Consider the following 23,464-nt stretch of genomic DNA (forward strand, 5'->3'; position numbering starts at 1 on the left):
GTGTAGCTCCGTTTCATAGACGAGACTCCTTTTGCTCTATTTATTTATAGGGGTTCAGCCGGGTCATAGCGATACAGTATTTACTAATTTTTGTTTAATCAGAATTTTTCCAGAAACGACCATTGGAGGGGATCTTCCTATTGTTCGAAATTGATGGTTAAAATGAATGCTTTTAGTCCCTAAACCCTTTCTATTCAAAATCCTGAAAAAAAGCAGAATGACGATTAAATAAATTTTCTTAGTGTGGGTTTTATGTAAGTTATCTATACTCTGAATTTCGGGAGTATTCAAAGGATCTTTTTTTATTTTTGATGTATTTTTTTTCGAAATACATTGATTGCTAATAAGAGAATAGGAAGTACAAGTCCGTACGTCGAAGCGTATAGGGGCCAAATTTCTTTATCAAATGTGGTTGAATGGACCACATTGGGATGTATAAGTATGGAAAGCGAAACTACGATCATCCCAAAAGGTACCGTAAGTGGCCGATAATCCTTCATATTCAATGTTTGTGCAAGACCTATAACTGTAGCGTAAAAGTAAAAAGCCATTTTAAAATAAATCGTGATAATCCACATGATAGCCATTATTGCTTCAATCCTTTGAAGAAAATCGCCAACGTTTAGTTTTCTGGCCAAAAGATAACTTGGATACGTTTGTCTGGCACTACTATCTGCGCCTAAAACAAGAATAGTTAAAGCGATAATGATGATTAAACAGATTCCGCCGATTAGTATTCCGATAAAAAAATTTTTTTCAGCTGCTTTTGGTTGATTCACTGAAACAGGAAAAATCATTAATAAAACAATCAATGGCAAAGAAAAGATACTTGAAAAAAGAAAAACAGCATGAATCATCGGTTTTATTCCTGTTTCAAATACGGGTTGTATATTTTCAAACTTAAATTGAACAGGAGGTAAAAATATTGAGCCCACTAGAACTAGGAATAAAAAAACAAAGATAGGAAATAACAATTCTGCAGAACGAGCCAACGGTTCAAGACCAAGGCGAACTCCCATWATTAGGATGCATGCGAAAAGAATATTGATCGCTTCAATTGGTGTATCAGGCATAATCTGTGTAGTTAAGAAACTCCCAACATAAAACAATAGTTGTACCGTGGAGTAAAGTGTAAATAAAATAAACGTAAGTGAGACCGCCTTACCTAACCATTTGCCAAAAAGTGTCTCATTGATTTCAACAAGCGTCTTAGTGGGGAACATCCTGCCTACAGCGATATATAAAGCCACCAGCAATAAACCTATGCCTGTACCGATTACAGCTGCAATCCAAGCATCTTGTTTTACCTCTTGAGCCATAACTCCAGGAATCACCAAGATGGTCGTACCTATAGAAAATAAAATAACTAAAATTGCAAATTGTCGAGCACTAATTTTGAAATTTTCCACTATATCCCGACTTCCCATCGCTGATTATATTCCTATTGTTACCTATGTATTGTTAGAATAAACTCTTGCTGTATAGAAAGCTTTGATATGTCAACGCTTTCAAATTTCTTTAGAATTTCTTGTGGCTAATACGTCCACAATTGAGTCTCCGACACATTTAGCTAATTTTCTATAGTCCATAATATTACCCCCTTTCCTCATACATAATTTGGAAATTGTTGTATCACTACCTTTTATCATTAAAACAAAACAAATGAAGTGTAACTTTCTTCCAAATTATTCGTCGGTAATGTTAAGTGAAGGAGGAATACCGATGAATCGAAAAAAAGTGATACTTATTTTCAGCTTGTTTCTTTTATTGGGGGCATGCAGTAGTAATGATAAAGAAGAATCCTTATCGAAGTCACAGGAAGGAAAAGTGGAAAGTAAAATGGACGCATCCTTATCTGGAGAACAGGCTTCTGATAAGCAGGCGGAAAAAGAAGCGGCAACAAATGAAAGAATGGTCATCCATCAAGCACAGCTTAAGTTGAAAGTGAAAAATCTTGAAAAAACACAAATGAAGATTGAAAGAAAGGCGAAAGAATACGGCGGCTATGTTGTAGAGTCGAATGTATACAGGGAAGATGAAGAGATGGTAGAAGGTTCGATTACAGTACGGATTCCGGAAGCTCGTTTTCAGGATTTTCTCGTTGATACCGAGGGGCAAGCTTCAGAAGTGGTCGAAAGAAATGTGACAGGCCAGGATGTAACAGAGCAGTATGTAGATTTAAAGGCAAGACTGAAATCAAAGCGGGCTGTGGAAGAGAGGTTACTTGCATTCATGAAGGATGCTAAGAAAACGGAAGATTTGCTGAAAATATCATCCGATCTTGCCACTGTCCAAGAGGAGATAGAGCAGCTAGTTGGCCAAATAAAGTATCTTGAAAACCAAACCTCGTTTTCAACGGTAACAATATCTTTATCGCAAGACCATATTATTGTGCCAGGTATTGATAATAAAAAATTGAATACATGGGAGAGAACGAAGAAGCAATTCGCAACGAGTGCGAATTTTTTACTTAAAGCAGTTTCAGGACTGATTGTTTTTATTATAGGAAACTTGCCGGTCCTCATTATTTTAGGCGTAGTGGGTGCTGTAATTTATTGGACGCTAAAAAGAAGGAGAAAAGGATAAATATAAATCATAAAAAAAGGGTGTCCAAGTTGATAGGACACCCTGTATCTATTTATTATTTTCTCTTATGCAAACCGGATACATAATACAAGACTACAAGCAATATGATCCAAATCGGACCGACGATCAAGGCGATTCTGGTATCTGCTGAAAAGCCGAGTATGACCATTACAAATACTAGAAAAGCAAGAGCGAAATAAGAAGTGAGTGGGAATAACGGCATCTTATACGTTAAGCCTTGTTTTTCTCCTGGACTCATTTTCTTTCTTGAGATAATCTGTGTGACAAGAATGGTTCCCCATGTCCAGAGGGCACCGAATGTAGCAACACTTGTTACGTAACCGAAGACCTTATCCGCTTCCATATAGTTAAGGTAGACGCCAAATAGAAGCACGACAGCCGAAACAATAATGGCAACACCTGGAACGCCTGTCTTTGTTGTACGTTGGAAGCTTTTTGGTGATTCCCCTTGCTGTGCTAGGTTAAACAACATTCTGCCTGTACTAAAGATCCCGCTGTTACAAGATGAAAGGGCTGCTGTCAGTACGACAAACTGAATGATTCCTGCTGCACCTGGTATACCAATTTTATCAAACATCATAACGAATGGGCTGTCTTTTCCATTCATTTGATCCCATGGAGTAATCGATAAAATGACAGTTAAAGCTAAAACGTAAAAAAGTAAAATTCGATAAAAGACTGTATCGATGGCTCTTTTTAAAGATTTTTCAGGGTTTTTGACTTCACCTGCAGTTACTCCGAGCATTTCAATTCCCAAATAGGCGAACATGACCATTTGGAAAGAGAGGATGACACCGGAAATTCCATTAGGGAAAAAACCGCCATTTTCTACAAGGTTGCCGAATCCGACTGCGATTCCACCGTTTCCGAGTCCAAAGAGAATCATTCCAAACCCAAGAACAATCATTAGAATAATCGTAACAATTTTAATTAAGGCAAACCAAAACTCCAATTCACCATAAGCCTTTACAGCAAGAAAGTTAATCGTTGTCATAATGGCAAGAGCCGCTAATGCCCAAGCCCATTGTGGGGTCCCTGGAAACCAAAACTGCATATAAATTCCGACTGCTGTAATTTCAGCCATACAGGTGGCAATCCAAACGAACCAGTAATTCCAACCGGTTATATATCCGGCAAGAGGGCCGACATATTCGCTTGCATAGCGACTAAAAGAGCCTGCGACTGGATTTTTTATCGCCATTTCCCCTAGTGCCCGCATGATAAGATAGATCATAAGCCCGCCAATTGCATACGAAATAATAATAGCTGGGCCGGCTAATTTAATCGCAGATGCCGAGCCGAGAAATAAACCGACTCCAATGGCTGCGCCAAGAGACATTAATGCGATGTGTCTTTCTTCCAATCCTCTGTGCAGTTGAGAATCTTTGGAGTTTTGCATAATTTTCCCCTTTTCTTTGTTGGAGTGTAATTTTCTCTTTCTAGCATTTTATCACTAGTAGAGGCTAATCAATATTATTTATTGATTTTTCACATAATATTACAACTAAATAATATATTTTAATAGAAAGTTTGTAAAGTAAAAAAATGAAAACGCTTACTATAAAAGGCATTAGCTATGTAATAAAAGTTGAAATTTTTATAATATTTAAATAGATTGCTATTCGGAGAAAGTATAATTATGTGATTTTTCTAAAAATTTAGACTTTATAAGAGGAAAGAGCTGCCCTGAAAAACAGGACAGCTCTTTCCTCTTACTGCCAGATGGATGAGGCCCACTCCTGATGATCAATGAATGGGTTGATTATGCTGATATTTATTATAAATGGCTGCATTTCGATTACGTTCAAAGGTATCTACTGGGGCCTGTTCGTTCCATTCCGGCAGGACCTCCAACTTTCTATAAGGATTGGTGCGGTTGTTCACTTGATTATTTAGTTCTAAATCAAATTCACCACTATCACCGTAATGAACGGCCATATAAAACAGTATTCGGGCAATTTCGCTGTCCATTCAATTCACGAACCTACGCTACGTTAGCTCCTTCTATGTTTGAACTGAAAATATTAATTTTTATCATAATCAATAAGAAAGCTAGTAATGCAAACACAATTCCGCTCCAGATGAGTTGATGTATTCCCAAGTGAGAAATAAACCAACCACCAATAGATGCCCCCAAAGTAATTCCAAGATTGGAAAATGAGACAAACAAGCTGTTGCCGAATTCAGGTGCTTCCTTCGCTTCAGTTGTCAACCATGTTTGACTGACAATTAGACCACCAGAATGCACTATTCCCCAAATGAAAACCATTAGAATCATCGGAATTAAATAAGAGTCCAAATAATAAGCGAATAAATAAATTACTATATATAGAAGGGGAAACATTATTACGGTCTTAGTTATGCTTTTTTGCAAGAATCCACCAAACAAAAAATTCCCAAAAATCATGATTAGACCAAACGCCATCAACATTACACTAATCAAAGAACCATTCATATGTGTTAATTGTCCTAAATATTCGGCAAAGTAGCTGTACACAGAAAACATCGCTGCAAAGATAAACATAACGGCTGCGATGTTTAACCATAATCCCGGTTTACGTAATATTCCAAGCTGCATTCCATAAGACATTTTTTCCTCATTAGGCATGGAAGGAAGCCACATTAATATTCCTACAAAAGCAATCGCATTTACAACAGCCCCAAATAAGAAAGCAGTTTCTAACGAAAACTGTTCCGCGAAATAAGAAGTTAAAGGTACGCCAAATGCAAATCCGAAAGTAATTCCGGCAAAAACCTTTGTAACTGCTTGGTTACTTTTTTCCGGAGGAACAAGTTTGGCAGCAGTCACAAGGGCTATCGAAAAAAAGACAGGATGAAAAATAGCGGGTAGTATACGGAAAACTAGCATGATATCAAATTTCGTTGTACATGCATAAATAATATTCGAAATCGTGAACATAAACACTGAGGTTAATAGAATTACTTTACGATTAATTCCAGAAGTGAGTAATGTCAAGAATGGACCTGAAATGGCAACGATTAAAGCAAATATACTTACAAGTAATCCGGCTTGTGAAGTTGTTATATTAAATTTTTGAGTTATCTGGGGTAGAACTCCCACAATACCCATTTCAGTTGTAATAATGCCGAATACGCCTAGAGCCAACATAATAATAAGCAAAGGGTTAACTTTTTTCATTAATACAAATCTCCATTCTTATTGTATATTTCTTAATTTATATATAGATATAAATCATTTATAAAATTAAATATCTGTATATCTAGATATGTAAAAACAAAAAAAGAATGACCTCCTTTACGTTTATTTTATAGTTCTTTTTGAATGTACTCGGAAAATTCATGTATTGTTTTTTCATTCCGACGATAATAGGTCCACTTTCCGATTCGCTCAGATTCCAACAGCCCAGCTTTTTGCATGGTTAACAAATAACTAGAGATGACAGATTGTGCAAGCCCCGATTTAACCTGAATATCTCCCACACATACACCAACTTTAAAATTTAGCCCTTGTTGAAAATAAGGCTTTTCATTAAAGAACTTCTCTGGGTTTTTTAGCCATAGCAAAATTTGACGACGAGTATCATTTGACAAAGCTTTATAAATTAATAAAGGTTCCATATAAATCATTATATCTATTTTTATAGATTTGTAAATGTAAAGTTTACCGTTTTCACCGATAAGTAATTTGAAGATGCGGAAAAAGTAACACGAAAAAAGTGAATCTACATAGTGAATTAAGCTCTTATAGAAAGTCGTACAGTAGTAGTCCTTTCGATATTTCTGTAGGGTCATCGATGATGCGAAGACCCTGATTTTCAGCTGGCAGAGTCATGGTAGGAGCCAACCCCGGTTCTGTCACCCACTGAATCCATGGCAGATACATCTTTTAAGCCGGGATGGGTGAAATATTCACTCAGTAACAAGGAAGAAGAGTCTTTTATCCATAAGCATAACCGTACATACCGATTTCGATGGAAATGGGAGTGAATCGATTTATGAAGGAATGACATGTTCAGAAAACATAAGCCAAGATTTATGCTGTCTTTTATGCTCAGATTCCCTCCTTCTTTCGCTCTGAATTTGGGTTAAAATCTAATCCTTCACCACCATAACCGGTGTCAAAAATGAGCGAATAAAGCTATTACATAATAGGGGAATTTAGGGGAATAGCCCGGGAAATATCGAAGGGTGTTATGGAAATAGTAATGAAAACGAAAAACCGTCAGCATTCTACTGACGGTTTTTCTACTCTTTTTTTATAATAAGACTTTGGATGAAACTTAATAACAATGAACCGATTAGGGCTCCCCAAAAAGATTCTATTTCAAAGCCACTGACAACATAGGATGTAATTTGGAACGTGAAGGCATTGATAATGAACGAAAACAAGCCGAAGGTTAGGATAGTGATCGGCAAAGCGATAAGTTGAAGAATTGGTTTAACTAGCATGTTCATGATTGATAATATAAAAACCGCCAGTAGGGCTGTACCATAAGATTTTATCGTGATGGAGTCGAGAAGCCAGTCAATAACGAGTAAAATCAACCCGTTGATAAGAAATCGCATTATTATATTCATGAAAAACTCCTCCTGAAGACACTATTCTACACTAGTCATTATACTAAAATTTTATGAATTTCAGTTATATGTTTGCTGAATTGTCACAAAAAAATAACGATTCGAATACGTTTTCTTGCAGAAAATAAAAAGCCCCATAATTGGGGCTTTAACCAGTTTAGTTACTAGCGATAATCTTTTCGAAATCACTCAATTCTTTTGAGTTTTTAAGCTTTAAATTTGTGTTTAAAGATAGCAGAGCACTTTCGATAAGAAAGTGGCGCGGCTCACCTTTTTGCAGAAATTCTTCTTGGATAAAGTGCACTAATTTTAAGTGTTTTACCCGTTCTGCTTCATCTTGGAAAAGTTTTAAGATGACTTTTTTAAGTTCGGCTGTAGAGTGAAGGAGAGCAGTGTGAAAATCCTGTTTCGTATCGAAACATTCTGGCAACCATTGCTTTATATAATCAGGATCGAGAAGCTGTACTCCTGATTGGCTCACATCATCGAAAAGAGTTTTAAGCCTATCAACACAATAACGAATTATTTCAGTAGGGTTGAAATCAGGCTCTTTAGCTAACGCATTAAAATGAATGGTTTGGTGCATCATCCCTGAATAAAGTATGGCACAATCTAATATATAAGGTTTTTTCTCTTCGCCGAATATTTCTAGAAACCGTTTTGATAGCCAATGTATATGTTTGAATTTTGCATGTGTAATAAAGTTTTTAAGTTCGGTATCATTTGAAATCATTATTTCTTCAAATAAGGAAAATAGTTTATTACTTCTATTGGAGTGTATTTGTAATTCAGATTGTTTGATGAATATTTCAATATCCGCAACATTTTGACCGATTAATAGTTCATTACTTTCATGTTCGAATTTTTCTTGGGTAGAGATAAAGACAGCTTTAAGCAGTTCACTTTTAGAAGAAAAGTAGTTATAAAATGTCCCTTTTGAAATACCGCTATAGTCCAAAATATCCTGAATAGATGTTGCTTGATAACCCTTTTCAATAAATAACTGGTGTGCATACTTAACTACAAGTTGTTTCCGTTCATTCATATAAATCACMCTTACTCTTATTGGACGGTCATTTTAACGTAATAGTATCTTATTTTTTATACGAACACAAACCAGTATTTTCACAATTGTTTTATTGCTTAATTCTAGGGAAGGGAGTAGTGTCAGGAAAAATGAACGATAAGTTTAATAGAAGAAAAAGTAATAGAGTTCAACATCAATAAAACGACCACTGAATAGGGTAGATAGCGACCTTCATAACGGTGGATTCATAGCTTTCCTAAACTAAACTTTAGTGAATGTGGCTCTACCATCGATTAGGTGTGGCGTTTTTTTACGTTCTTCATAAAGTGTGTTTGATCAGATACCGGAATCTCACAAAAAAGATAAAAGCATTAGTTTTTAGAGCTGCCATTCCTTTTATAAGGATGGTAGCTGTTTTGCTTGTGATTTAAAAAAAGGAAATAGAAGTGAACATTGTCACATGCGAATCTTATGCTTTGTTATAAAATGAGAGAGTGAGCTAGATTTATCCAATTTTTAAGAAAATTATGGAAGATACTTAAACTTATCTTCATTCTCGTTTAATTTCCTATTAGATATAGAAATGATAAAATCATGCAGTATGAAGGAAAAGTGACATTGAAGTGAAATACCAGTAAAAGGGATGAAAAAATCGAAGAAAATTGTAGTAAAGCGATTTATAAAATTTGATATTTCCTTTTACTGGATTTAAAATAAAAGTATAAACAATTACAACCTTAATGAATTAATTATTATATTAAAATTATTATAAATAAGTATTGATTTTTTTCTGATAAGGCTTATCATTATATACATAAATAATAATGAAAAGGTGGTTCAATTATGACTAATAAGACAAACCTTACAACTAGCTGGGGTGCACCAGTTGGAGATAACCAAAATTCAATCACTGCGGGACAACGTGGCCCTGTACTCATTCAAGATGTACACTTATTAGAAAAATTAGCGCACTTTAACCGTGAACGTGTGCCTGAACGTGTAGTTCATGCAAAAGGTGCCGGTGCATTCGGTACTTTCGAAGTAACGAACGACCTTTCTAAGTATACGAAAGCTAAACTTTTCAATGGTGTTGGCAAGAAGACAGATTTATTTATCCGTTTTTCTACAGTAGCTGGCGAATTAGGCTCAGCTGATACAGTTCGTGATCCACGTGGATTTGCTGTTAAATTCTACACGGAAGAAGGAAACTACGATATCGTTGGTAACAATACGCCTGTATTCTTTATCCGCGATGCGATCAAATTCCCCGATTTCATCCATACACAAAAGAGAGATCCAAGAACACATTTGAAAAACCCGACTGCGGTCTGGGATTTTTGGTCACATTCACCAGAATCTCTACACCAAGTAACGATTCTAATGTCTGACCGAGGCATTCCGGCTACACTTCGTCATACACATGGTTTTGGAAGCCATACATTTAAATGGGTGAATGATGAAGGACAAGGTGTTTGGGTGAAATATCACTTTAAGACAGAACAAGGCATCAAAAACCTTGATGTGAATCTTGCTGCAAAACTTGCGGGTGAAAACCCTGATTACCATACGGAAGATCTTTTCAATGCAATTGAAAAAGGCGACTTCCCTGCATGGAAATTATACGTACAAATCATGCCTTTGGAAGATGCAGATACCTACCGTTTCGATCCATTTGATGTAACAAAAGTATGGTCTCAAAAAGATTACCCGTTAATCGAACTTGGCCGGATGGAATTGAATAGGAATCCTGAAAACTATTTTGCAGAAGTAGAGCAAGCTACGTTCTCACCAGGAACATTCGTACCAGGAATTGAAGCTTCTCCAGACAAAATGCTTCAAGGACGTCTATTTGCATATGGTGATGCACACCGTTACCGTGTTGGTTCTAACCACAACCAACTTCCGGTTAACCGTCCGAAAGTGGAAGCAAACAACTATCAACGTGATGGCTTCATGCGTGCGGATGACAATGGCAAGGGTTCAGTTTATTATGAGCCTAATAGCTTTGATGGCCCTACTGAAACAGCTGAAAATAAAACCACTCCATTTGAAGTGACTGGGCAAGTTGCACAAGTAGGACATAACAGTGATGACCACTACACTCAAGCAGGTGACTTATACCGTCTATTGAGTGAAGAAGAAAAAACTAGACTTGTAGAAACTATTGTGGGAGCAATGAAACCAGTCGAATTAGAAGAAATCAAACTTCGCCAAATTGGCCATTTCTACAAAGCTGATCCAGAATACGGAACACGCGTTGCTGAAGGTCTAGCCTTAGCAGTACCAGAAGAAGCAAGAAGCATAAAATAATGAATTCTTAATCTTAACAAAAAGCAAACAGGCATCCATTTATAAATGGGTGCCTGTATTAATTTGAAGGTTAAACGGCTTGATGTGGAGAAAATTGGGCTGGGTTATTTGACCAATGTGACAGTGCTGCCAACCAAAGCGGTTTGTATTTGTGTATTGGCACAACCCATTATTGGGATGAAAATTGGCAATAATTTGGCCAAATCAGCATACATTTGGATAAGTGGAGGTGCAGAATGGACGTTTTTGTGCGGCAGAATGATTCCTTGTGGCATTATAGCCAATTATTCAATGTGAATTATCAACTGATAATTGATTCCAATAGCGGGATTGATCCTCTTGCCCTCATGATAGGACAGAAGATCAAAATTCCAGGCTTTACGACGACTGGTCATCATATTAAGAAAGGGGATTCCTTATGGGCGATTGCCAAATCACGCAATCTTCCATTGGATGCACTATTTTTGGTTAATCCTAGTCTCAATGCGAATGCCTTGCAAATTGGCCAGACGATTTCTGTACCATTAAGGATTACTTGGAGGCTTGTTCAAGGAAATCAGGAATATGACTATCAAACGATGATGAATGATGTAAAACGACTGAAAAGCATCTATCCTTTTATTAAAACATCCTCGATTGGAGATTCGGTTCTCGGGAAGGAGATCCCTGAAGTGCTGATTGGGAATGGTGACAAACGAGTGCACTATAATGGTTCATTTCATGCAAATGAGTGGATTACGACCCCTGTGATTATGACTTTTTTAAATGATTATTTAATGGCAATCACGAATCAAACTGGGATCCGCAGTCTATCTCTGTTCCCTTATTATCAGCAGACGATGCTATCTCTCGTTCCGATGGTGAATCCTGATGGAGTGGAGCTGGTTCTAAAAGGACCACCTGCTGATGCCTCATTGAAATCACAGCTCGTGGAATGGAATAATAATAGCGAGGATTTTTCTGGCTGGAAAGCTAATATCAATGGAGTCGATCTGAATGATCAGTTTCCCGCCAAATGGGAGCTAGAACAAGCTCGCAATATGGTCACGAAGCCAGGACCAGCAAATTATTCTGGAAAAGGTCCGCTAACGCAGCCAGAGGCAATTGCGATGGCTGATTTGACAAGAAAACGGGATTTTGACAGAGTGCTTGCTTTTCATACCCAAGGGGAGGTCATTTATTGGGGGTTTGAAGATTTGGAACCACCCGAGTCTAAAACGATCGTCAATGAATTTGCGAGGGTCAGCGGTTATGAGCCCGTCAAATCCGCTAATAGTTATGCAGGATATAAGGATTGGTTTATTCAGGATTGGCGGAGGCCAGGGTTTACCGTTGAGCTCGGCAAAGGAAAAAACCCGCTTCCTTTAACACAATTTGATGAGATTTATCAGAAAACGCTGGGGATTTTTCTAGCTGGTTTGTATATGTGAATTTGTCCATGTGAAAAAGCTCAACTCCTGGTCTTTAGGGGAAGAGCTTTTAGTCTTATAGACTATTAGACCGGAAACGATGAGGGCTGCTTCAATAATAAGGTAAAGTTTGAATTGCCTTATTGATTGCATGATTAACTCGTTTTTAAGCCTAAAAGTAACGATTTTTCTCCAGCATTCGTATTGCTTAAATTGCAGCCCTTACCTAAAAGGTATACTAATAGTTTTACGGTAAAGAAGCTTGACTCCTTTAGCGCTAGTATCGGCCCCACCTACGCCAGATACATTGACGGCCACGCATGCCATCCAACCTAAGTTTATTATAATAGAAAGCGCTTACATTTACAAAAAAATCGTAGAACAAATTTCGACATCTACTCCTGTATACCCACCTTAGTGAAGGGAAATTTGACTTCTCACTGAGGTGGGATTCTTTAGTATTAACCATGTTAACGAGCGATGAATTCCTGAAGTTTTTTTGTTAGGCCGCCATTGCCAAATTTAATGAACTTTGTTTTTCCAGCTTCCTGTTCTGGAGAAGCAGCAAATTCCAAGAAGGCTAAAAGGTTGATCCGACGGTTAAGGATATGGATGATACCATATTCATAAAACCAATTATCAATCGTATTGTAAACTCCTTTATTCAGCGAATATTGCTGCTGGCACCATTGAAAAAATTTTCTATCAGGCAGATGTAGGTACTCCATCTCTTCTAAGCGGGTATTTTTTTTCTCCTTCATAATAGGGAACATAGGCCTTAGTAATTCTTTTTGCAAAGTCAATTCCTCCCTCATTTGATAATAACGAAAAGGCCCCCTATTCATGTTGTTGAATAGAGAGCCTCTAGTGAACTAGTCAGCCGATATATTTTATTATATGAAACCATCATAAAACACATTAATCTTAGTTGTCAAGTATGAATTAAATGTGGGTTTTTGCGTTAAGCGTTTTATTTGTTAAAAAACCTGTATTTATTACGTTCACTTGCTATTAATAGAGAAAAATAAATGAAAAGACGAATAAAATTTTGTGTTTATTCATTTATAGTTCGTATATAATGGTTTTGAAGACATAGAGGGGGAGAGACTGGATGTATAAATCGAAAAAGATTTTATTATTAGGTTCGGGTGAATTAGGTAAAGAGGTCATTCTTGAAGCACAGCGTCTTGGTGTAGAGACCGTTGCCGTAGACCGCTATGAACAGGCACCTGCAATGCAAGTTGCTCATCGAAGTTATGTCATCGATATGCTGGATGCGAATCAGCTTAGGGAAATTGTTGAAAAAGAACAACCCGATTTAATTGTGCCGGAAATTGAGGCTATTGCCACATCTGAATTAATCAAATTAGAGGATGAGGGCTTTCATGTCATTCCAACAGCAAGAGCGGCTAAGTTAACAATGGATCGTGAAGGAATTAGAAGGTTGGCTTCTGAAACACTAGAGCTTCCAACTGCTGCTTACCAATTTGCTGATACATATGAAGAATTTGTCCAGGTTGCCAAAGAGATTGGGTTTCCTAATGTCGTAAAACCGCTAATGAGTTCTTCAGGGAAAGGACAAAGTGTCTGCCGTACGGAAGATGATCTTGAAGAATGTTGGCAAATTGCGATGGAAGGCGGCCGGGTTCAAAATGGACGAGTGATAATTGAAGAATTTATTCGTTTTGATTCAGAAATCACGCTCCTTACTGTTCGTGCAGTAAATGGAACGATGTTTTGTGCTCCAATCGGTCATATTCAGCAGGGTGGGGACTATATTGAATCTTGGCAACCTCATAATATGACAGAAGCACAAATCGTAGAGGCGAAAAGAATTGCCCAGGCCATTACAGATGAACTTGGAGGATACGGATTATTTGGGGTAGAACTTTTCCTATCTGGAGATACAGTCTATTTCAGTGAAGTTTCTCCACGCCCGCATGATACAGGGCTAGTGACATTAGCTACCCAAAATTTATCGGAGTTTGCCCTGCATGTACGAGCAATTCTAGGGTTTCCAATTCCAGAAATCACGCTGATTACTCCAGGAGCCAGCCGTCCGTTAAAAGCGCCAGTCGAGTTATCGGAATATTCTATAGTTGGTGTTGAACAAGCCTTGGCTTTGCCGAATACACAAGTGCGCGTCTTTGGAAAACCGGTCACGAAGGTTGGTAGAAGGTTAGCTGTTGCTTTATCTTCCGCCGATTCAGTCGAAATTGCGCGAGTGAATGCAGCCCGTGCTTTGGAATATTTGAAGGTAGAAAAGTAATATTTAAAAGCGCTCTGGAATAGAGCGCTTCAGACTGTAGACAAACTCGATGGAAGTCGAGTTTGTCTACAGTTTTTTTAAAGGGTTTTAAAAATTCGAACGTTGATTTCCACTCCAGGCACTCGCTTTCCGCGGGCGGTCCGGGAGCCTCCTCGGCGCCTTTGCGCCTGTGGGGTCTCCCTTGGACGCGCTTTTCCCGCAGGAGTCTCGCACCTTCCGTTCCAATCAACTTTGTTTTAACAATTAAATTTAACCGCTTTTGCCTACAGTCTTTTTTGTTTTAAATATAGGAGTAAAGCGCTCTGGAATAGAGCACTTTTTTTTACTTTAGACATGATTGTCCATCTCCATGGTTAATCCATAATCAAGCTGCCATCCGCAACTAAGTTCGACCAGTTACAACCCGGCTCCAGGGGGATGTGAAGAATAACACAGCATCGGCTGCCTCTTCAGGGGCAGTCTTTTTTTGAGTGGAGTACTTTCTCTTATCATCTGGAAAACCTCATCTGAAGTAGCAGAACTGGCATCCGTATATTGAAGCTGTCCACCTGGAACTATATTACGATGACTCCGTCTTTTCCTAATTTGTATTTACCCTGTCTTAACAATTAAACCGCTACATTTTTACATTTCCTTGACATTAGGTTCATCTTCTTCCCTTATAGTTTAATTAAATATACGAACTAATTTATGGGAGGTCATTTTTTTGAAGAGCAAATTGAGTAAAAGATTTTTGCCTATTACCCTCGTTTCTGCCTTAGCAATTGGAAGTTTAACATGGTCCACAACTAATGAAGATGCGTTGGCAAAGGAAAAATCACAGAAATCACCTGAAATTAGAAACGTCATTTTCTTGATAGGTGACGGCATGGGTGTTTCCTATACCTCCGCTTACAGGTATTTAAAAGATAATCCTGCTACTTCAGTGGCAGAAAGGACAGAGTTTGATAAATACTTGGTTGGTCAGCAGATGACATACCCAGAGGATTCTGCACAAAACATAACGGATTCAGCTTCAGCAGCAACGGCGATGTCTGCCGGTGTGAAAACCTATAACGCTGCAATCGCTGTTGATAATGATAAATCCGAGGTCAAAACGGTGTTGGAAGCTGCAAAAGAAAGAGGAAAAGCGACTGGACTTGTTGCGACTTCGGAAATCACTCATGCCACACCAGCCTCTTTTGGTGCACATGATGAAAGCCGGAAAAACATGAATTCTATTGCAGATGATTATTATAAGGAATTAATTAATGGCAAACATAAAATTGACGTCCTGCTAGGTGGTGGGAAATCCAATTTTGTCCGACCGGATATTGATTTGACGAAAGCCTTCAAAAAAGATGGCTATAGTTATGTAACCGATAAAAATCAAATGTTAAAGGATACAAATAAACAGGTTCTTGGTTTGTTTGCTCCAGAAGGACTTCCGAAAATGATTGATCGTCCAAACGAAACTCCTTCTTTGAAAGATATGACAAATTCAGCCATTCAGCGTTTAAACAAAGATAAAGATGGGTTCTTCTTGATGGTTGAAGGAAGCCAAGTCGATTGGGCTGGACATGACAATGACATTGTAGGTGCGATGAGTGAAATGGAGGACTTTGAAAAAGCATACAAAGCCGCCATTGAATTTGCGAAGAAAGACAAGCATACCTTGGTAGTGGCGACTGCTGACCATTCTACTGGAGGATTCTCGATTGGAGCAAAGGGTATTTATAACTGGTTCGGTGAACCAATTAAGGCTGCTAAACGTACACCTGACTTTATGGCTGATGCGATCGTAAAAGGCGCAGATGTAGAAAAGACGTTAAAACAATATATCGATCAAAATAAAGTCAAGCTAACTAACGATGAAATCAAAACGGTTTCAGATGCGGCTAAAACAAAAAATGTGACGAACATCGACAACGCTATAGAAGCAATATTTGATAATCGGACTAATACCGCTTGGACAACTGGAGGTCATACAGGTGAAGATGTACCGGTCTATGCATACGGTCCATATAAAGAGCGCTTTGCCGGCCAGGTTGATAATACGGACCAAGCTAAGATCATCTTTGATCTATTAAAGAAAAGGTAATGAATTCTGGGAGGGATTCCATGAACAAACTAATTATTGGTGCCCTTTTATTAACCACATTTGGTGCGCTTAACACTCAACCGGCTTTTGACGAACAAAAAGGGAAAGAAAAAACAGAGGAAGTTGCCCAGCCATTGGTGAAAAAGGATGTCTATGTTCCGAATCCACAGCTTCCTGATGATATGAACCTGAACCAAATCGGCCAAACAGTTTCCGATGCAAAAGGTGAACTTACACTAAAGGCCTACGATAAGTCAAATGAGTCTGTAAAGGTCGGTCCGATTGAGGTAGTAATCAAAGATATGAAAGTGATGCATGCCTTCCCGGATTACAGTATGATTGATTTCTTTCATGGATACACACATGATGACGAATTCGATATCGTAAAAGTGAATGTTGAAATCAAAAACACTTCAGATAAAAACGTTATGTTTTCCCCGGTGGCTTTTCTGGAAACTAACACTGGGAAACATATGACATGGGAAGATGACATCTACTTAGAAGAGCTGAACGGGGAAATAGAAGGAAATGGTTCAAAGCAGGGGAACATTGGTTTTATTCTAAGTGCTAAAGATGCGAAGGAAATATCCTTTATGACAAGTGATGCAGTTGATAGTGAAGGGGAGGTCCTTTCAAAAGGTAAGTCCATGGAATTTTCTTTTTAATAATAGTGGTGTATGAATGCCTTGCAAAAATCAAATACTAGTACATGTGATAGGGATGACCTATCGCATGTACAGAATATCCAAATCCTATTGCTGAGGTGATACAGAATGAGTTATAAAGGTCAATTAGATCCACATTCTCAAAAGTTTCACCATAATTGGACAAGACCTAAGCGTTCAAATACTCAAGTAAATGGCCATACGGTAGAATCACAAACAAACATTAAACTAAAAAGTAATGCAAAGGCTCACAAGTGGTAACGGATATTTCTGATAAAGAAGGAGACTCTTAACGGGTCTTCTTCTTTATATGTTGGGGTAAAGTATACATAGGACCGTGATATAGGTTTTTAATATATGTGTTCTTTCGCTGATTTCCATGATTGCAATCTATATAGCTTATAAACGTTCAAATAAGGCATGCATGGCTTTTCCTTCATAATTATGATAACATTTACCTTTAGGAATAAAGCAAAGCCGGGCCGTAAGTTTGCAGGCGTTGACACAGGGCGCAGCAATTTTGGTTTTGTGCATATTAACCATCAAAGGGTAAACAGGCCCAATGTTGGAAGTTTTACCTTACACAAATAGAGGACGTGATTTTTAATGATAAATATTGAGATCCCTGCAGCGGATATAAGCATTAAACAAAGGAAACAAGTAATAGAGGGAGACGAAGCGATCATCCCAGAAATTTACGGGTTCATTGATTTTCATTTAATTCCCCGTGATAAAGGCGGCATCATCATGTTTTATAACGAAAATGATGAGTTGATTTTTGTCGGTAAAGCACGTAAATTAAGACAAAGAGTCAAAAAACATTTCGAGGATAATGTTTCTCCAATTAAGTTACACCGTAATGAAGTCAAAAAAATTGACATTCTTGTTGTAGAAGACGCAATGGAACGTGAAATCTATGAAACGTACATGATCAACAAACTTCATGCAAAATACAATATCGACAAAGTGTTTTATAAATAATAAGAATCAACTATGAAAAGCTGACTGCCTATGCAATCAGCTTTTTTTGTTACATCTAAAGTACAAAAATAAGTCCGTACATTTACAGTTGCTTGATGTTAGGTTAACATTGTTGGTTTATATTTGAAGTATTCCAATACATTTTCAGGAGGTTGCTATTGAAGAAAATACTTTGTAAAAAGGTGTTAGTTATCTCGGTAGGGACAGTGATTGCCTTTGGGAATTTAACGTGGTCCGTGTCTCAAGCTTCTAAACTGGCGAAACAACGAGAGATTGAATCTTTTGAACAAGAGACAGTAAAATCTTCAGAGTTGGAAATGGCGGAATAAGAACATAATCCAATAAAATATTGTATATGAGAGTACAATTAACTAAAAAAAAGCACTGGAGGTTCTTTACACATGCTTATGTGTAATTGGGTCTCCATTTATTTTTGTTTTTATTTTTACGATTCTTATACTGAAAATGAAATCAATAAATAATTTGAAAAAAACTTGCAAATAGTAATGATTACGTTTTATTATAAGGGGGTGGATTTAAACAGAAAGTAATTCCATAGTATAAATCGTAATGATTTTGATTTGTGAATGGATTTAAAATGCAGATATGTTTAAGGAGTGTTTGTGAATGAGAAATAAGAAAATCCCCGTTACGGTTTTAAGTGGATACCTTGGTGCGGGAAAGACGAAGCTGCTGAATCATATCCTTGAAAATCGAGAGAATCTTAAGGTTGCGGTCATCGTCAATGATATGAGTGAGGTCAATATTGATGCGTCCCTTGTCAAACAGGGAGGGTTTACTCGGACAGATGAAAAGTTGGTGGAAATGCAGAACGGTTGCATTTGCTGTACACTTCGTGAGGATTTAATGATTGAAGTTGAAAAGCTGTCCACAAAAGGTAATATCGACTATATTGTGATTGAATCGACTGGTATCAGTGAACCCGTTCCAGTCGCTCAAACCTTCACGTATGTTGATGAAAACGTGGGAATTGATTTATCAAAATTTTGTCGGCTCGATACGATGGTTACCGTTGTTGATGCGAAGAACTTTTGGCAGGATTACGCTTCAGGGGAAACTCTTATTGATCGAATGCAGGCAACCGATGAGGCCGATCAGAGGGAAGTGGTTGATCTATTGATTGACCAAATAGAGTTCGCTAATGTGATTCTTTTAAATAAAATCGATTTAATGAAAGCAGAAGAAGTTGCGGAATTGAACGCGGTTCTTCAAAAAATAAATCCTGATGCGCGGATCATTGAAACGAGTCATTCCCAGGTGCCGCTAAAAGAAGTCATGAACACCCAGCTGTTCGATTTTGAAAAGGCAAGCCAAGGAGCAGGCTGGATAAAGGAATTAAATGAAGAGCATATTCCAGAAACCGAAGAATATGGAATAGCCTCCTTCGTTTACAGAAGGAAAAAGCCATTTCATCCATCGCGGCTGATGACGTGGTTAGAAAGTTGGCCGGTGGAAGTGGTGCGGGCAAAGGGTTTCCTTTGGTTGGCAACGAGAAATGATACAGCAGGCCTGCTATCACAGGCTGGACCGTCATTAATGATCCAGGGAGCAGGTAAATGGATTGCAGCTTATCCTAAAGATGAACAACAGCAGATATTGCAGGATGAACCTGAATTGTTGAAAAGCTGGGATGATCTTTACGGAGACCGGATGACGGAACTAGTGATGATTGGCATTCAAATGAATCAACAGGAAATCGAAAATGAATTAGATCAATGCTTATTGACGGAAATAGAGTTGCAGCAGGATTGGTCTCTGTATGAAGATCCATTACCTACCTTTACGGAAATAGTTCATTAAAAAACTAAATAGGAGGAAACAAAGATGAGAGTAAACATCACTTTAGCATGCACAGAAACAGGGGACCGAAATTATATCACAACGAAAAACAAGCGGAATAACCCGGATCGCATTGAATTGAAAAAGTACTGCCCGCGTTTAAAGAAACACACGCTTCACCGTGAAACGAAGTAATTTTGAATTTTAAATCGTAATGATTATGTTTTATGAAGAAAGATAGGTAGCGGAAAGAATCGTGAACAGTTTATAGAATTATATAACCTAAATAACATTCTCTATATTTTAATAAAGGAGAGATTCAAATGGCCAAAAAATCTAAAGTAGTAAAAGCACAAAAACAGTTGGCGATGGTAGAAAAATATGCAGAAATCCGAAGGGAACTGAAAGAGAAAGGGGACTTTGATGCATTGGCCAAACTCCCACGAGACTCTTCACCAACACGTGTTCACAATCGTTGTGGAGTAACAGGAAGACCGCGTGGGTATATGCGCAAATTTAACATGTCACGTATTGTTTTTCGAGACCTCGCTCATAAAGGACATTTACCTGGTGTCAAAAAGGCAAGCTGGTAATAACGGGGATAAAAGCAAAGGTGATTCAGGGGTAGGTTCCCTTGAATCATCATTATTCGTAATAGTCATCACACCATTTTTTTTAGTTCATTGAATCCTGTATCGAATGTTCCTGGATGTGGTGGCTTCTTGTACGCAAAACTTCTGCTTACATCGTTTGGACAATGGCTTCAAATATTAAGAGATTTCCTTTTCCTTTGGTTCTTCATATAATTGAAGAATCATAGGGAAGAAGGAATGAGTAATGGGACATATATTTTGGATGATTTATTTAGGAATATTGGGAACGGCTGCGATTGGTTTTCTCATTAAAGGTGCCTATAAAACCTCTCTTGCAAAAATGGATTTTGTCATCTCGATTATCACTTGGATAGGGTTATTTGGGTACATAACGAAAACCTCTATCCTTACACCTCTGGTATGGAAATTCGTATTTGTTGGTTCTTTGCTATGGGATATAATTTTCAGTTTTATGAGCAAAGACTACAATAGTGATAAGAAAGCGGAAGAATTACCTGATTCTATTAGTAAATTATTGACTGCAATCACATTAGTCGTCTGTCTTGGACCGTTATATTATGGGTTATTCAAATATGCATTCTAACAGCTAAACCAAAAAAGAACCYGTAAGGTTCTTTTTATTTTGGTTAAAGAGAAGGGGGATTCCTTTAGTAGGTATGATATAACCATATATTTCAGCATTGTTGTAAAAGAGAGGTGTTTTATGATGCAATGCAAAGAAAGCAGAAGTTTTAGCAACTCTGCTTTTTTATTAATAATTATCTTTGGAAAAATTCAATCCATTCTTTTTCTGGTCCATATATGTAGAAATAGCGATAACCATTGGGCAGGGTAACAATTTCCTGATCAATTAGCTCAACGTTTTCAAGGCCTTGAATCCGAGCATATTCTTCTTCTATATCATCGACACTGATGGCAAAATGATGAATTGTTGCTTCGGATGGCAACGTGTCGCTATAACCTTGAATTAATTCAATTTCTGTTTCGTTTGAATCATTGTATCCAAGGAATGCTAGTTGGATTACCCCATCTGTATGTGGCACCCGCGATTTCAATTTTAAATCTAAAACATCCTGATAAAAGGTTATGGATTTTTCAAGATCTCTAACAACAACTCCAATATGATCGACTCTTTTTATAGCCAAGGATCTTCCTCCTTCTGTTTAGGTACAATATGCTGATATTAGTATATATAACATTATTCGTTATAAAATTACAATTTGAGGTAGTGTTTGTCTGATTATTGAAAAAATGATTGACGAAGGAAGATTGGACTGGTAAATCGTAAAAAATGACCAGGAGGCAAAACCCATACCTAGAGTAGTCTTTCTAAATTAAGCCCATGTTTATAAAGGGCTTTTTTTCTTGTTTTTAAAAGTGTGCTTCAGGTCTACTAGGGGTTGAAACATGAGTATTATTTAGAGAAGAAAGCCTGTTTTTTTCTTTTACTCTAAAAAGGATTAAAGACTAATAGACCAATGTAAAACATCTTATTGATTTTCTTTTTTTTGGAAATTTTCTGTTGACCAATGTGGTCAACAGAAGTATATTGAAATAGACCTATGTGGTTAAAAAAGGAAATTCAGAAATATATTTTATAGAAGGTTGGGTTGTACAAATGTTTTCGAAGTTCTTAAGCCTAGATGAGGAGAAGCAGATGCGCATCCTGAATGCTGCAATTAAGGTTTATGTGGAAAGGGGATATGACAATGCATCCACCAATGCGATTGTGAAGGAAGCGGGCATTTCGAAAGGTCTGTTATTCCATTATTTTCAAAATAAGAAGACTTTGTATTTATTTTTATTCGATTATTGTTTGGATATGGTGATGAAAGAGTTTTATGAAAAAGTGAATCTTGAGGAACGAGACTTTTTTGCCCGATTGCGGCAAATTTCGCTTATAAAGATGGAACTGCTGAATAAATTCCCCGATATCATTCGTTTTTTTGAAAAGGCAATTTTAGAAGAAGCCAATGATATTAAGGGCGATTTTAAAGAAAAAATATTTTCCGTAAAAAGCTCGACCGCGATCTTTGATGACATTGATACTTCAAAGTTCCGTGACGATATTGACATTCAAAAAGCGATAAAAAGCATTCTTTGGACCTTTGAAGGGTTTAGCAACGAGGTTCTAACCAAAGCTAAGGCGCTTAATTTGAAAAAACCGGATTATGAAGAGGTCTTTTCTGAAGGAGAGCAGTACATCGAAATGTTTAAAAGAAGCTTCTATAAATGAAAAGGGGGTTATTAGGAATGAACGTGATTGAGATTAAAAATCTGACCAAAACGTATGGAAACGCCAGAGGAATCGAGAATGTGAGCTTTCATGTTGAAGAGGGGGAAATTTTTGGTTTTATCGGGCCAAATGGTGCAGGTAAATCTACTACACTTAGAACACTATTGTCGATTATATATCCTACAAGCGGTAGCGCAACGGTCTTTGGTAAAGATTCTGTTCAGTCTGCTTCCGAAATTAAAAAAGACATTGGCTATCTGCCATCTGAAGTTTTCTATTATGACAGGATGCGAGTGAAGGATCTCTTAAACTATTCAGCCAGCTTTTATAAGAAGGATTGCAGGAAACGGATCCAGGAGCTTGCTGAAATTATGGATCTTGACCTGAGTAAAAGAATTGATGATTTGTCTTATGGAAACCGGAAGAAGGTAGGGATTGTGCAGGGGCTTCTTCATAAGCCGAAGCTGATTATACTCGATGAACCGACCGGCGGTTTAGATCCATTAATGCAGCAGAAGTTCTTTGATCTCTTGAAGGAGGAAAACAAGAAAGGAACAACTATTCTATTTTCCTCCCATATTTTAAGTGAGGTCCAGAAGATGTGCGACCGGGTGGCGATCATTAAAGAAGGGAAAATCATTAAGGTTGAGAAAATAAGTACTCTAAAGGAAAGCAACCACAAGAAGATTAAGGTTGAAACAAAGGTTCCTGTTGATGTCGATTTCTTTGATGCAGATGGTGTCACAAATCTGGAAGCGACCAATAATACCATTAGTTTTCTGTTTTCGGGCAATATCAATCTCATCATGAGAAAGCTCTCGGAGATCGAGCTTTCCAATGTATGGGTAGATGAGCCGGACCTTGAGGAAATCTTTCTTCATTATTACGAAAAGGAGGTATGAGGAG

At 37.6% G+C, this 23,464-nt stretch carries 24 protein-coding genes and 1 pseudogene; 16 read left to right on the forward strand and 9 right to left on the reverse strand.

Annotation, left to right across the window (positions count from 1 at the left end):
- Positions 1–302 precede the first annotated feature (302 nt).
- Positions 303–1,409: a GerAB/ArcD/ProY family transporter gene (locus tag AC1DUW_RS08250; protein ID WP_330219190.1), complete on the reverse strand. Its 1,107-nt coding sequence runs from the start codon at positions 1,407–1,409 to the stop codon at positions 303–305.
- Positions 1,410–1,722: 313 nt separating this feature from the next.
- Here AC1DUW_RS08250 and AC1DUW_RS08255 point away from each other — a divergent pair, with 313 nt between their 5' ends.
- Complete coding sequence (locus tag AC1DUW_RS08255; RefSeq protein ID WP_477642317.1) at positions 1,723–2,586, forward strand: DUF4349 domain-containing protein; 864 nt, start codon at positions 1,723–1,725, stop codon at positions 2,584–2,586.
- Positions 2,587–2,641: 55 nt separating this feature from the next.
- Here the strand turns inward: AC1DUW_RS08255 and AC1DUW_RS08260 are convergent, their stop codons facing one another.
- From AC1DUW_RS08260 to AC1DUW_RS08285, 6 genes and pseudogenes are all read right to left on the reverse strand, one after another.
- Positions 2,642–4,006 carry an amino acid permease gene (locus tag AC1DUW_RS08260; RefSeq protein ID WP_053348780.1) on the reverse strand — a complete coding sequence of 455 codons (1,365 nt, stop codon included), beginning with the start codon at positions 4,004–4,006 and terminating at the stop codon, positions 2,642–2,644.
- Positions 4,007–4,319: 313 nt separating this feature from the next.
- A pseudogene (locus AC1DUW_RS08265) lies at positions 4,320–4,569 on the reverse strand (endonuclease); the annotation flags it as partial.
- Positions 4,570–4,591: 22 nt separating this feature from the next.
- Positions 4,592–5,767 carry an MFS transporter gene (locus AC1DUW_RS08270; protein WP_053348782.1) on the reverse strand — a complete coding sequence of 392 codons (1,176 nt, stop codon included), beginning with the start codon at positions 5,765–5,767 and terminating at the stop codon, positions 4,592–4,594.
- A gap of 128 nt (positions 5,768–5,895) precedes the next feature.
- Positions 5,896–6,207: an ArsR/SmtB family transcription factor gene (locus AC1DUW_RS08275; RefSeq protein ID WP_053348880.1), complete on the reverse strand. Its 312-nt coding sequence runs from the start codon at positions 6,205–6,207 to the stop codon at positions 5,896–5,898.
- A gap of 627 nt (positions 6,208–6,834) precedes the next feature.
- Positions 6,835–7,167 (reverse strand): phage holin family protein, encoded by a 333-nt coding sequence (locus AC1DUW_RS08280; RefSeq protein WP_053348783.1) that lies wholly within the window; start codon positions 7,165–7,167, stop codon positions 6,835–6,837.
- A gap of 157 nt (positions 7,168–7,324) precedes the next feature.
- A complete protein-coding gene (locus AC1DUW_RS08285) occupies positions 7,325–8,212 on the reverse strand; it encodes a TetR/AcrR family transcriptional regulator (protein ID WP_053348784.1) in 888 nt (295 codons plus the stop codon).
- An 825-nt stretch (positions 8,213–9,037) separates the two neighbouring features.
- Between AC1DUW_RS08285 and katA the strand changes: the two genes are divergently transcribed.
- From katA to AC1DUW_RS08300, 3 genes are all read left to right on the forward strand, one after another.
- Positions 9,038–10,504, forward strand: coding sequence for a catalase KatA (gene katA / locus AC1DUW_RS08290; protein WP_477642318.1), 1,467 nt, complete (start codon positions 9,038–9,040; stop codon positions 10,502–10,504).
- Positions 10,505–10,567: 63 nt separating this feature from the next.
- On the forward strand, positions 10,568–10,801 hold the full coding sequence (locus AC1DUW_RS08295; protein WP_252431599.1) for a hypothetical protein: 234 nt from the start codon (positions 10,568–10,570) through the stop codon (positions 10,799–10,801).
- A complete protein-coding gene (locus AC1DUW_RS08300; RefSeq protein WP_053348786.1) occupies positions 10,741–11,934 on the forward strand; it encodes a M14 family metallopeptidase in 1,194 nt (397 codons plus the stop codon). The genes AC1DUW_RS08295 and AC1DUW_RS08300 overlap by 61 nt, the downstream gene beginning before the upstream one ends.
- A gap of 449 nt (positions 11,935–12,383) precedes the next feature.
- Here the strand turns inward: AC1DUW_RS08300 and AC1DUW_RS08305 are convergent, their stop codons facing one another.
- A complete protein-coding gene (locus AC1DUW_RS08305) occupies positions 12,384–12,710 on the reverse strand; it encodes a hypothetical protein (RefSeq protein WP_236695043.1) in 327 nt (108 codons plus the stop codon).
- Positions 12,711–13,024: 314 nt separating this feature from the next.
- Between AC1DUW_RS08305 and purT the strand changes: the two genes are divergently transcribed.
- The 10 genes from purT to AC1DUW_RS08355 all read left to right on the forward strand — a co-directional run bounded on the left by purT (position 13,025) and on the right by AC1DUW_RS08355 (position 20,905).
- Positions 13,025–14,182 (forward strand): phosphoribosylglycinamide formyltransferase 2, encoded by a 1,158-nt coding sequence (gene purT, locus AC1DUW_RS08310; protein WP_477642319.1) that lies wholly within the window; start codon positions 13,025–13,027, stop codon positions 14,180–14,182.
- A 706-nt stretch (positions 14,183–14,888) separates the two neighbouring features.
- A complete protein-coding gene (locus AC1DUW_RS08315) occupies positions 14,889–16,262 on the forward strand; it encodes an alkaline phosphatase (RefSeq protein ID WP_477642320.1) in 1,374 nt (457 codons plus the stop codon).
- 20 nt (positions 16,263–16,282) lie between these two features.
- Positions 16,283–16,927, forward strand: a complete 645-nt coding sequence (locus AC1DUW_RS08320; protein WP_053348789.1) for a DUF4352 domain-containing protein — start codon at positions 16,283–16,285, stop codon at positions 16,925–16,927.
- Between the two features lie 108 nt (positions 16,928–17,035).
- A complete protein-coding gene (locus AC1DUW_RS08325) occupies positions 17,036–17,188 on the forward strand; it encodes a YpzG family protein (RefSeq protein ID WP_083450963.1) in 153 nt (50 codons plus the stop codon).
- Between the two features lie 345 nt (positions 17,189–17,533).
- A complete protein-coding gene (locus tag AC1DUW_RS08330; RefSeq protein ID WP_053348790.1) occupies positions 17,534–17,908 on the forward strand; it encodes a nucleotide excision repair endonuclease in 375 nt (124 codons plus the stop codon).
- A gap of 158 nt (positions 17,909–18,066) precedes the next feature.
- Positions 18,067–18,237: a hypothetical protein gene (locus tag AC1DUW_RS08335; protein ID WP_161804980.1), complete on the forward strand. Its 171-nt coding sequence runs from the start codon at positions 18,067–18,069 to the stop codon at positions 18,235–18,237.
- Between the two features lie 298 nt (positions 18,238–18,535).
- Complete coding sequence (locus tag AC1DUW_RS08340) at positions 18,536–19,729, forward strand: GTP-binding protein (protein WP_477642321.1); 1,194 nt, start codon at positions 18,536–18,538, stop codon at positions 19,727–19,729.
- A gap of 24 nt (positions 19,730–19,753) precedes the next feature.
- Entirely contained in the window at positions 19,754–19,903 is a 150-nt protein-coding gene (gene rpmG / locus AC1DUW_RS08345) for a 50S ribosomal protein L33 (protein WP_053348792.1), read from the forward strand.
- Positions 19,904–20,031: 128 nt separating this feature from the next.
- The gene (rpsN, locus tag AC1DUW_RS08350) at positions 20,032–20,301 is read left to right on the forward strand and encodes a 30S ribosomal protein S14 (protein WP_053348793.1); all 270 of its coding nucleotides are present in this window, start codon (positions 20,032–20,034) and stop codon (positions 20,299–20,301) included.
- 244 nt (positions 20,302–20,545) lie between these two features.
- Positions 20,546–20,905, forward strand: a complete 360-nt coding sequence (locus AC1DUW_RS08355) for a hypothetical protein (RefSeq protein ID WP_053348794.1) — start codon at positions 20,546–20,548, stop codon at positions 20,903–20,905.
- Between the two features lie 175 nt (positions 20,906–21,080).
- Here AC1DUW_RS08355 and AC1DUW_RS08360 read toward each other — a convergent pair whose 3' ends face one another.
- A complete protein-coding gene (locus tag AC1DUW_RS08360; protein WP_053348795.1) occupies positions 21,081–21,467 on the reverse strand; it encodes a VOC family protein in 387 nt (128 codons plus the stop codon).
- Positions 21,468–21,979: 512 nt separating this feature from the next.
- Here AC1DUW_RS08360 and AC1DUW_RS08365 point away from each other — a divergent pair.
- On the forward strand, positions 21,980–22,558 hold the full coding sequence (locus tag AC1DUW_RS08365) for a TetR/AcrR family transcriptional regulator (RefSeq protein ID WP_252431594.1): 579 nt from the start codon (positions 21,980–21,982) through the stop codon (positions 22,556–22,558).
- A 17-nt stretch (positions 22,559–22,575) separates the two neighbouring features.
- Positions 22,576–23,460: an ABC transporter ATP-binding protein gene (locus tag AC1DUW_RS08370; protein WP_053348796.1), complete on the forward strand. Its 885-nt coding sequence runs from the start codon at positions 22,576–22,578 to the stop codon at positions 23,458–23,460.
- Positions 23,461–23,464: the final 4 nt, after the last annotated feature.

The sequence above is a fragment of the Peribacillus sp. P4_C12 genome, from assembly GCF_056402095.1.

What these genes read in the sequence shown, in the direction of transcription:
- AC1DUW_RS08285 (WP_053348784.1), bottom strand. Translation starts at nt 8,212, where the DNA reads ATGAATGAACGGAAACAACTTGTAGTTAAGTATGCACACCAGTTATTT.
- AC1DUW_RS08255 (WP_477642317.1), top strand. Translation starts at nt 1,723, where the DNA reads ATGAATCGAAAAAAAGTGATACTTATTTTCAGCTTGTTTCTTTTATTG.
- AC1DUW_RS08275 (WP_053348880.1), bottom strand. Translation starts at nt 6,207, where the DNA reads ATGGAACCTTTATTAATTTATAAAGCTTTGTCAAATGATACTCGTCGT.
- AC1DUW_RS08325 (WP_083450963.1), top strand. Translation starts at nt 17,036, where the DNA reads ATGAGTTATAAAGGTCAATTAGATCCACATTCTCAAAAGTTTCACCAT.
- AC1DUW_RS08270 (WP_053348782.1), bottom strand. Translation starts at nt 5,767, where the DNA reads ATGAAAAAAGTTAACCCTTTGCTTATTATTATGTTGGCTCTAGGCGTA.
- AC1DUW_RS08280 (WP_053348783.1), bottom strand. Translation starts at nt 7,167, where the DNA reads ATGAATATAATAATGCGATTTCTTATCAACGGGTTGATTTTACTCGTT.
- AC1DUW_RS08330 (WP_053348790.1), top strand. Translation starts at nt 17,534, where the DNA reads ATGATAAATATTGAGATCCCTGCAGCGGATATAAGCATTAAACAAAGG.
- AC1DUW_RS08300 (WP_053348786.1), top strand. Translation starts at nt 10,741, where the DNA reads ATGGACGTTTTTGTGCGGCAGAATGATTCCTTGTGGCATTATAGCCAA.
- AC1DUW_RS08370 (WP_053348796.1), top strand. Translation starts at nt 22,576, where the DNA reads ATGAACGTGATTGAGATTAAAAATCTGACCAAAACGTATGGAAACGCC.
- AC1DUW_RS08320 (WP_053348789.1), top strand. Translation starts at nt 16,283, where the DNA reads ATGAACAAACTAATTATTGGTGCCCTTTTATTAACCACATTTGGTGCG.
- AC1DUW_RS08260 (WP_053348780.1), bottom strand. Translation starts at nt 4,006, where the DNA reads ATGCAAAACTCCAAAGATTCTCAACTGCACAGAGGATTGGAAGAAAGA.
- rpmG (WP_053348792.1), top strand. Translation starts at nt 19,754, where the DNA reads ATGAGAGTAAACATCACTTTAGCATGCACAGAAACAGGGGACCGAAAT.
- purT (WP_477642319.1), top strand. Translation starts at nt 13,025, where the DNA reads ATGTATAAATCGAAAAAGATTTTATTATTAGGTTCGGGTGAATTAGGT.
- AC1DUW_RS08355 (WP_053348794.1), top strand. Translation starts at nt 20,546, where the DNA reads ATGGGACATATATTTTGGATGATTTATTTAGGAATATTGGGAACGGCT.
- rpsN (WP_053348793.1), top strand. Translation starts at nt 20,032, where the DNA reads ATGGCCAAAAAATCTAAAGTAGTAAAAGCACAAAAACAGTTGGCGATG.
- AC1DUW_RS08365 (WP_252431594.1), top strand. Translation starts at nt 21,980, where the DNA reads ATGCGCATCCTGAATGCTGCAATTAAGGTTTATGTGGAAAGGGGATAT.
- AC1DUW_RS08340 (WP_477642321.1), top strand. Translation starts at nt 18,536, where the DNA reads ATGAGAAATAAGAAAATCCCCGTTACGGTTTTAAGTGGATACCTTGGT.
- katA (WP_477642318.1), top strand. Translation starts at nt 9,038, where the DNA reads ATGACTAATAAGACAAACCTTACAACTAGCTGGGGTGCACCAGTTGGA.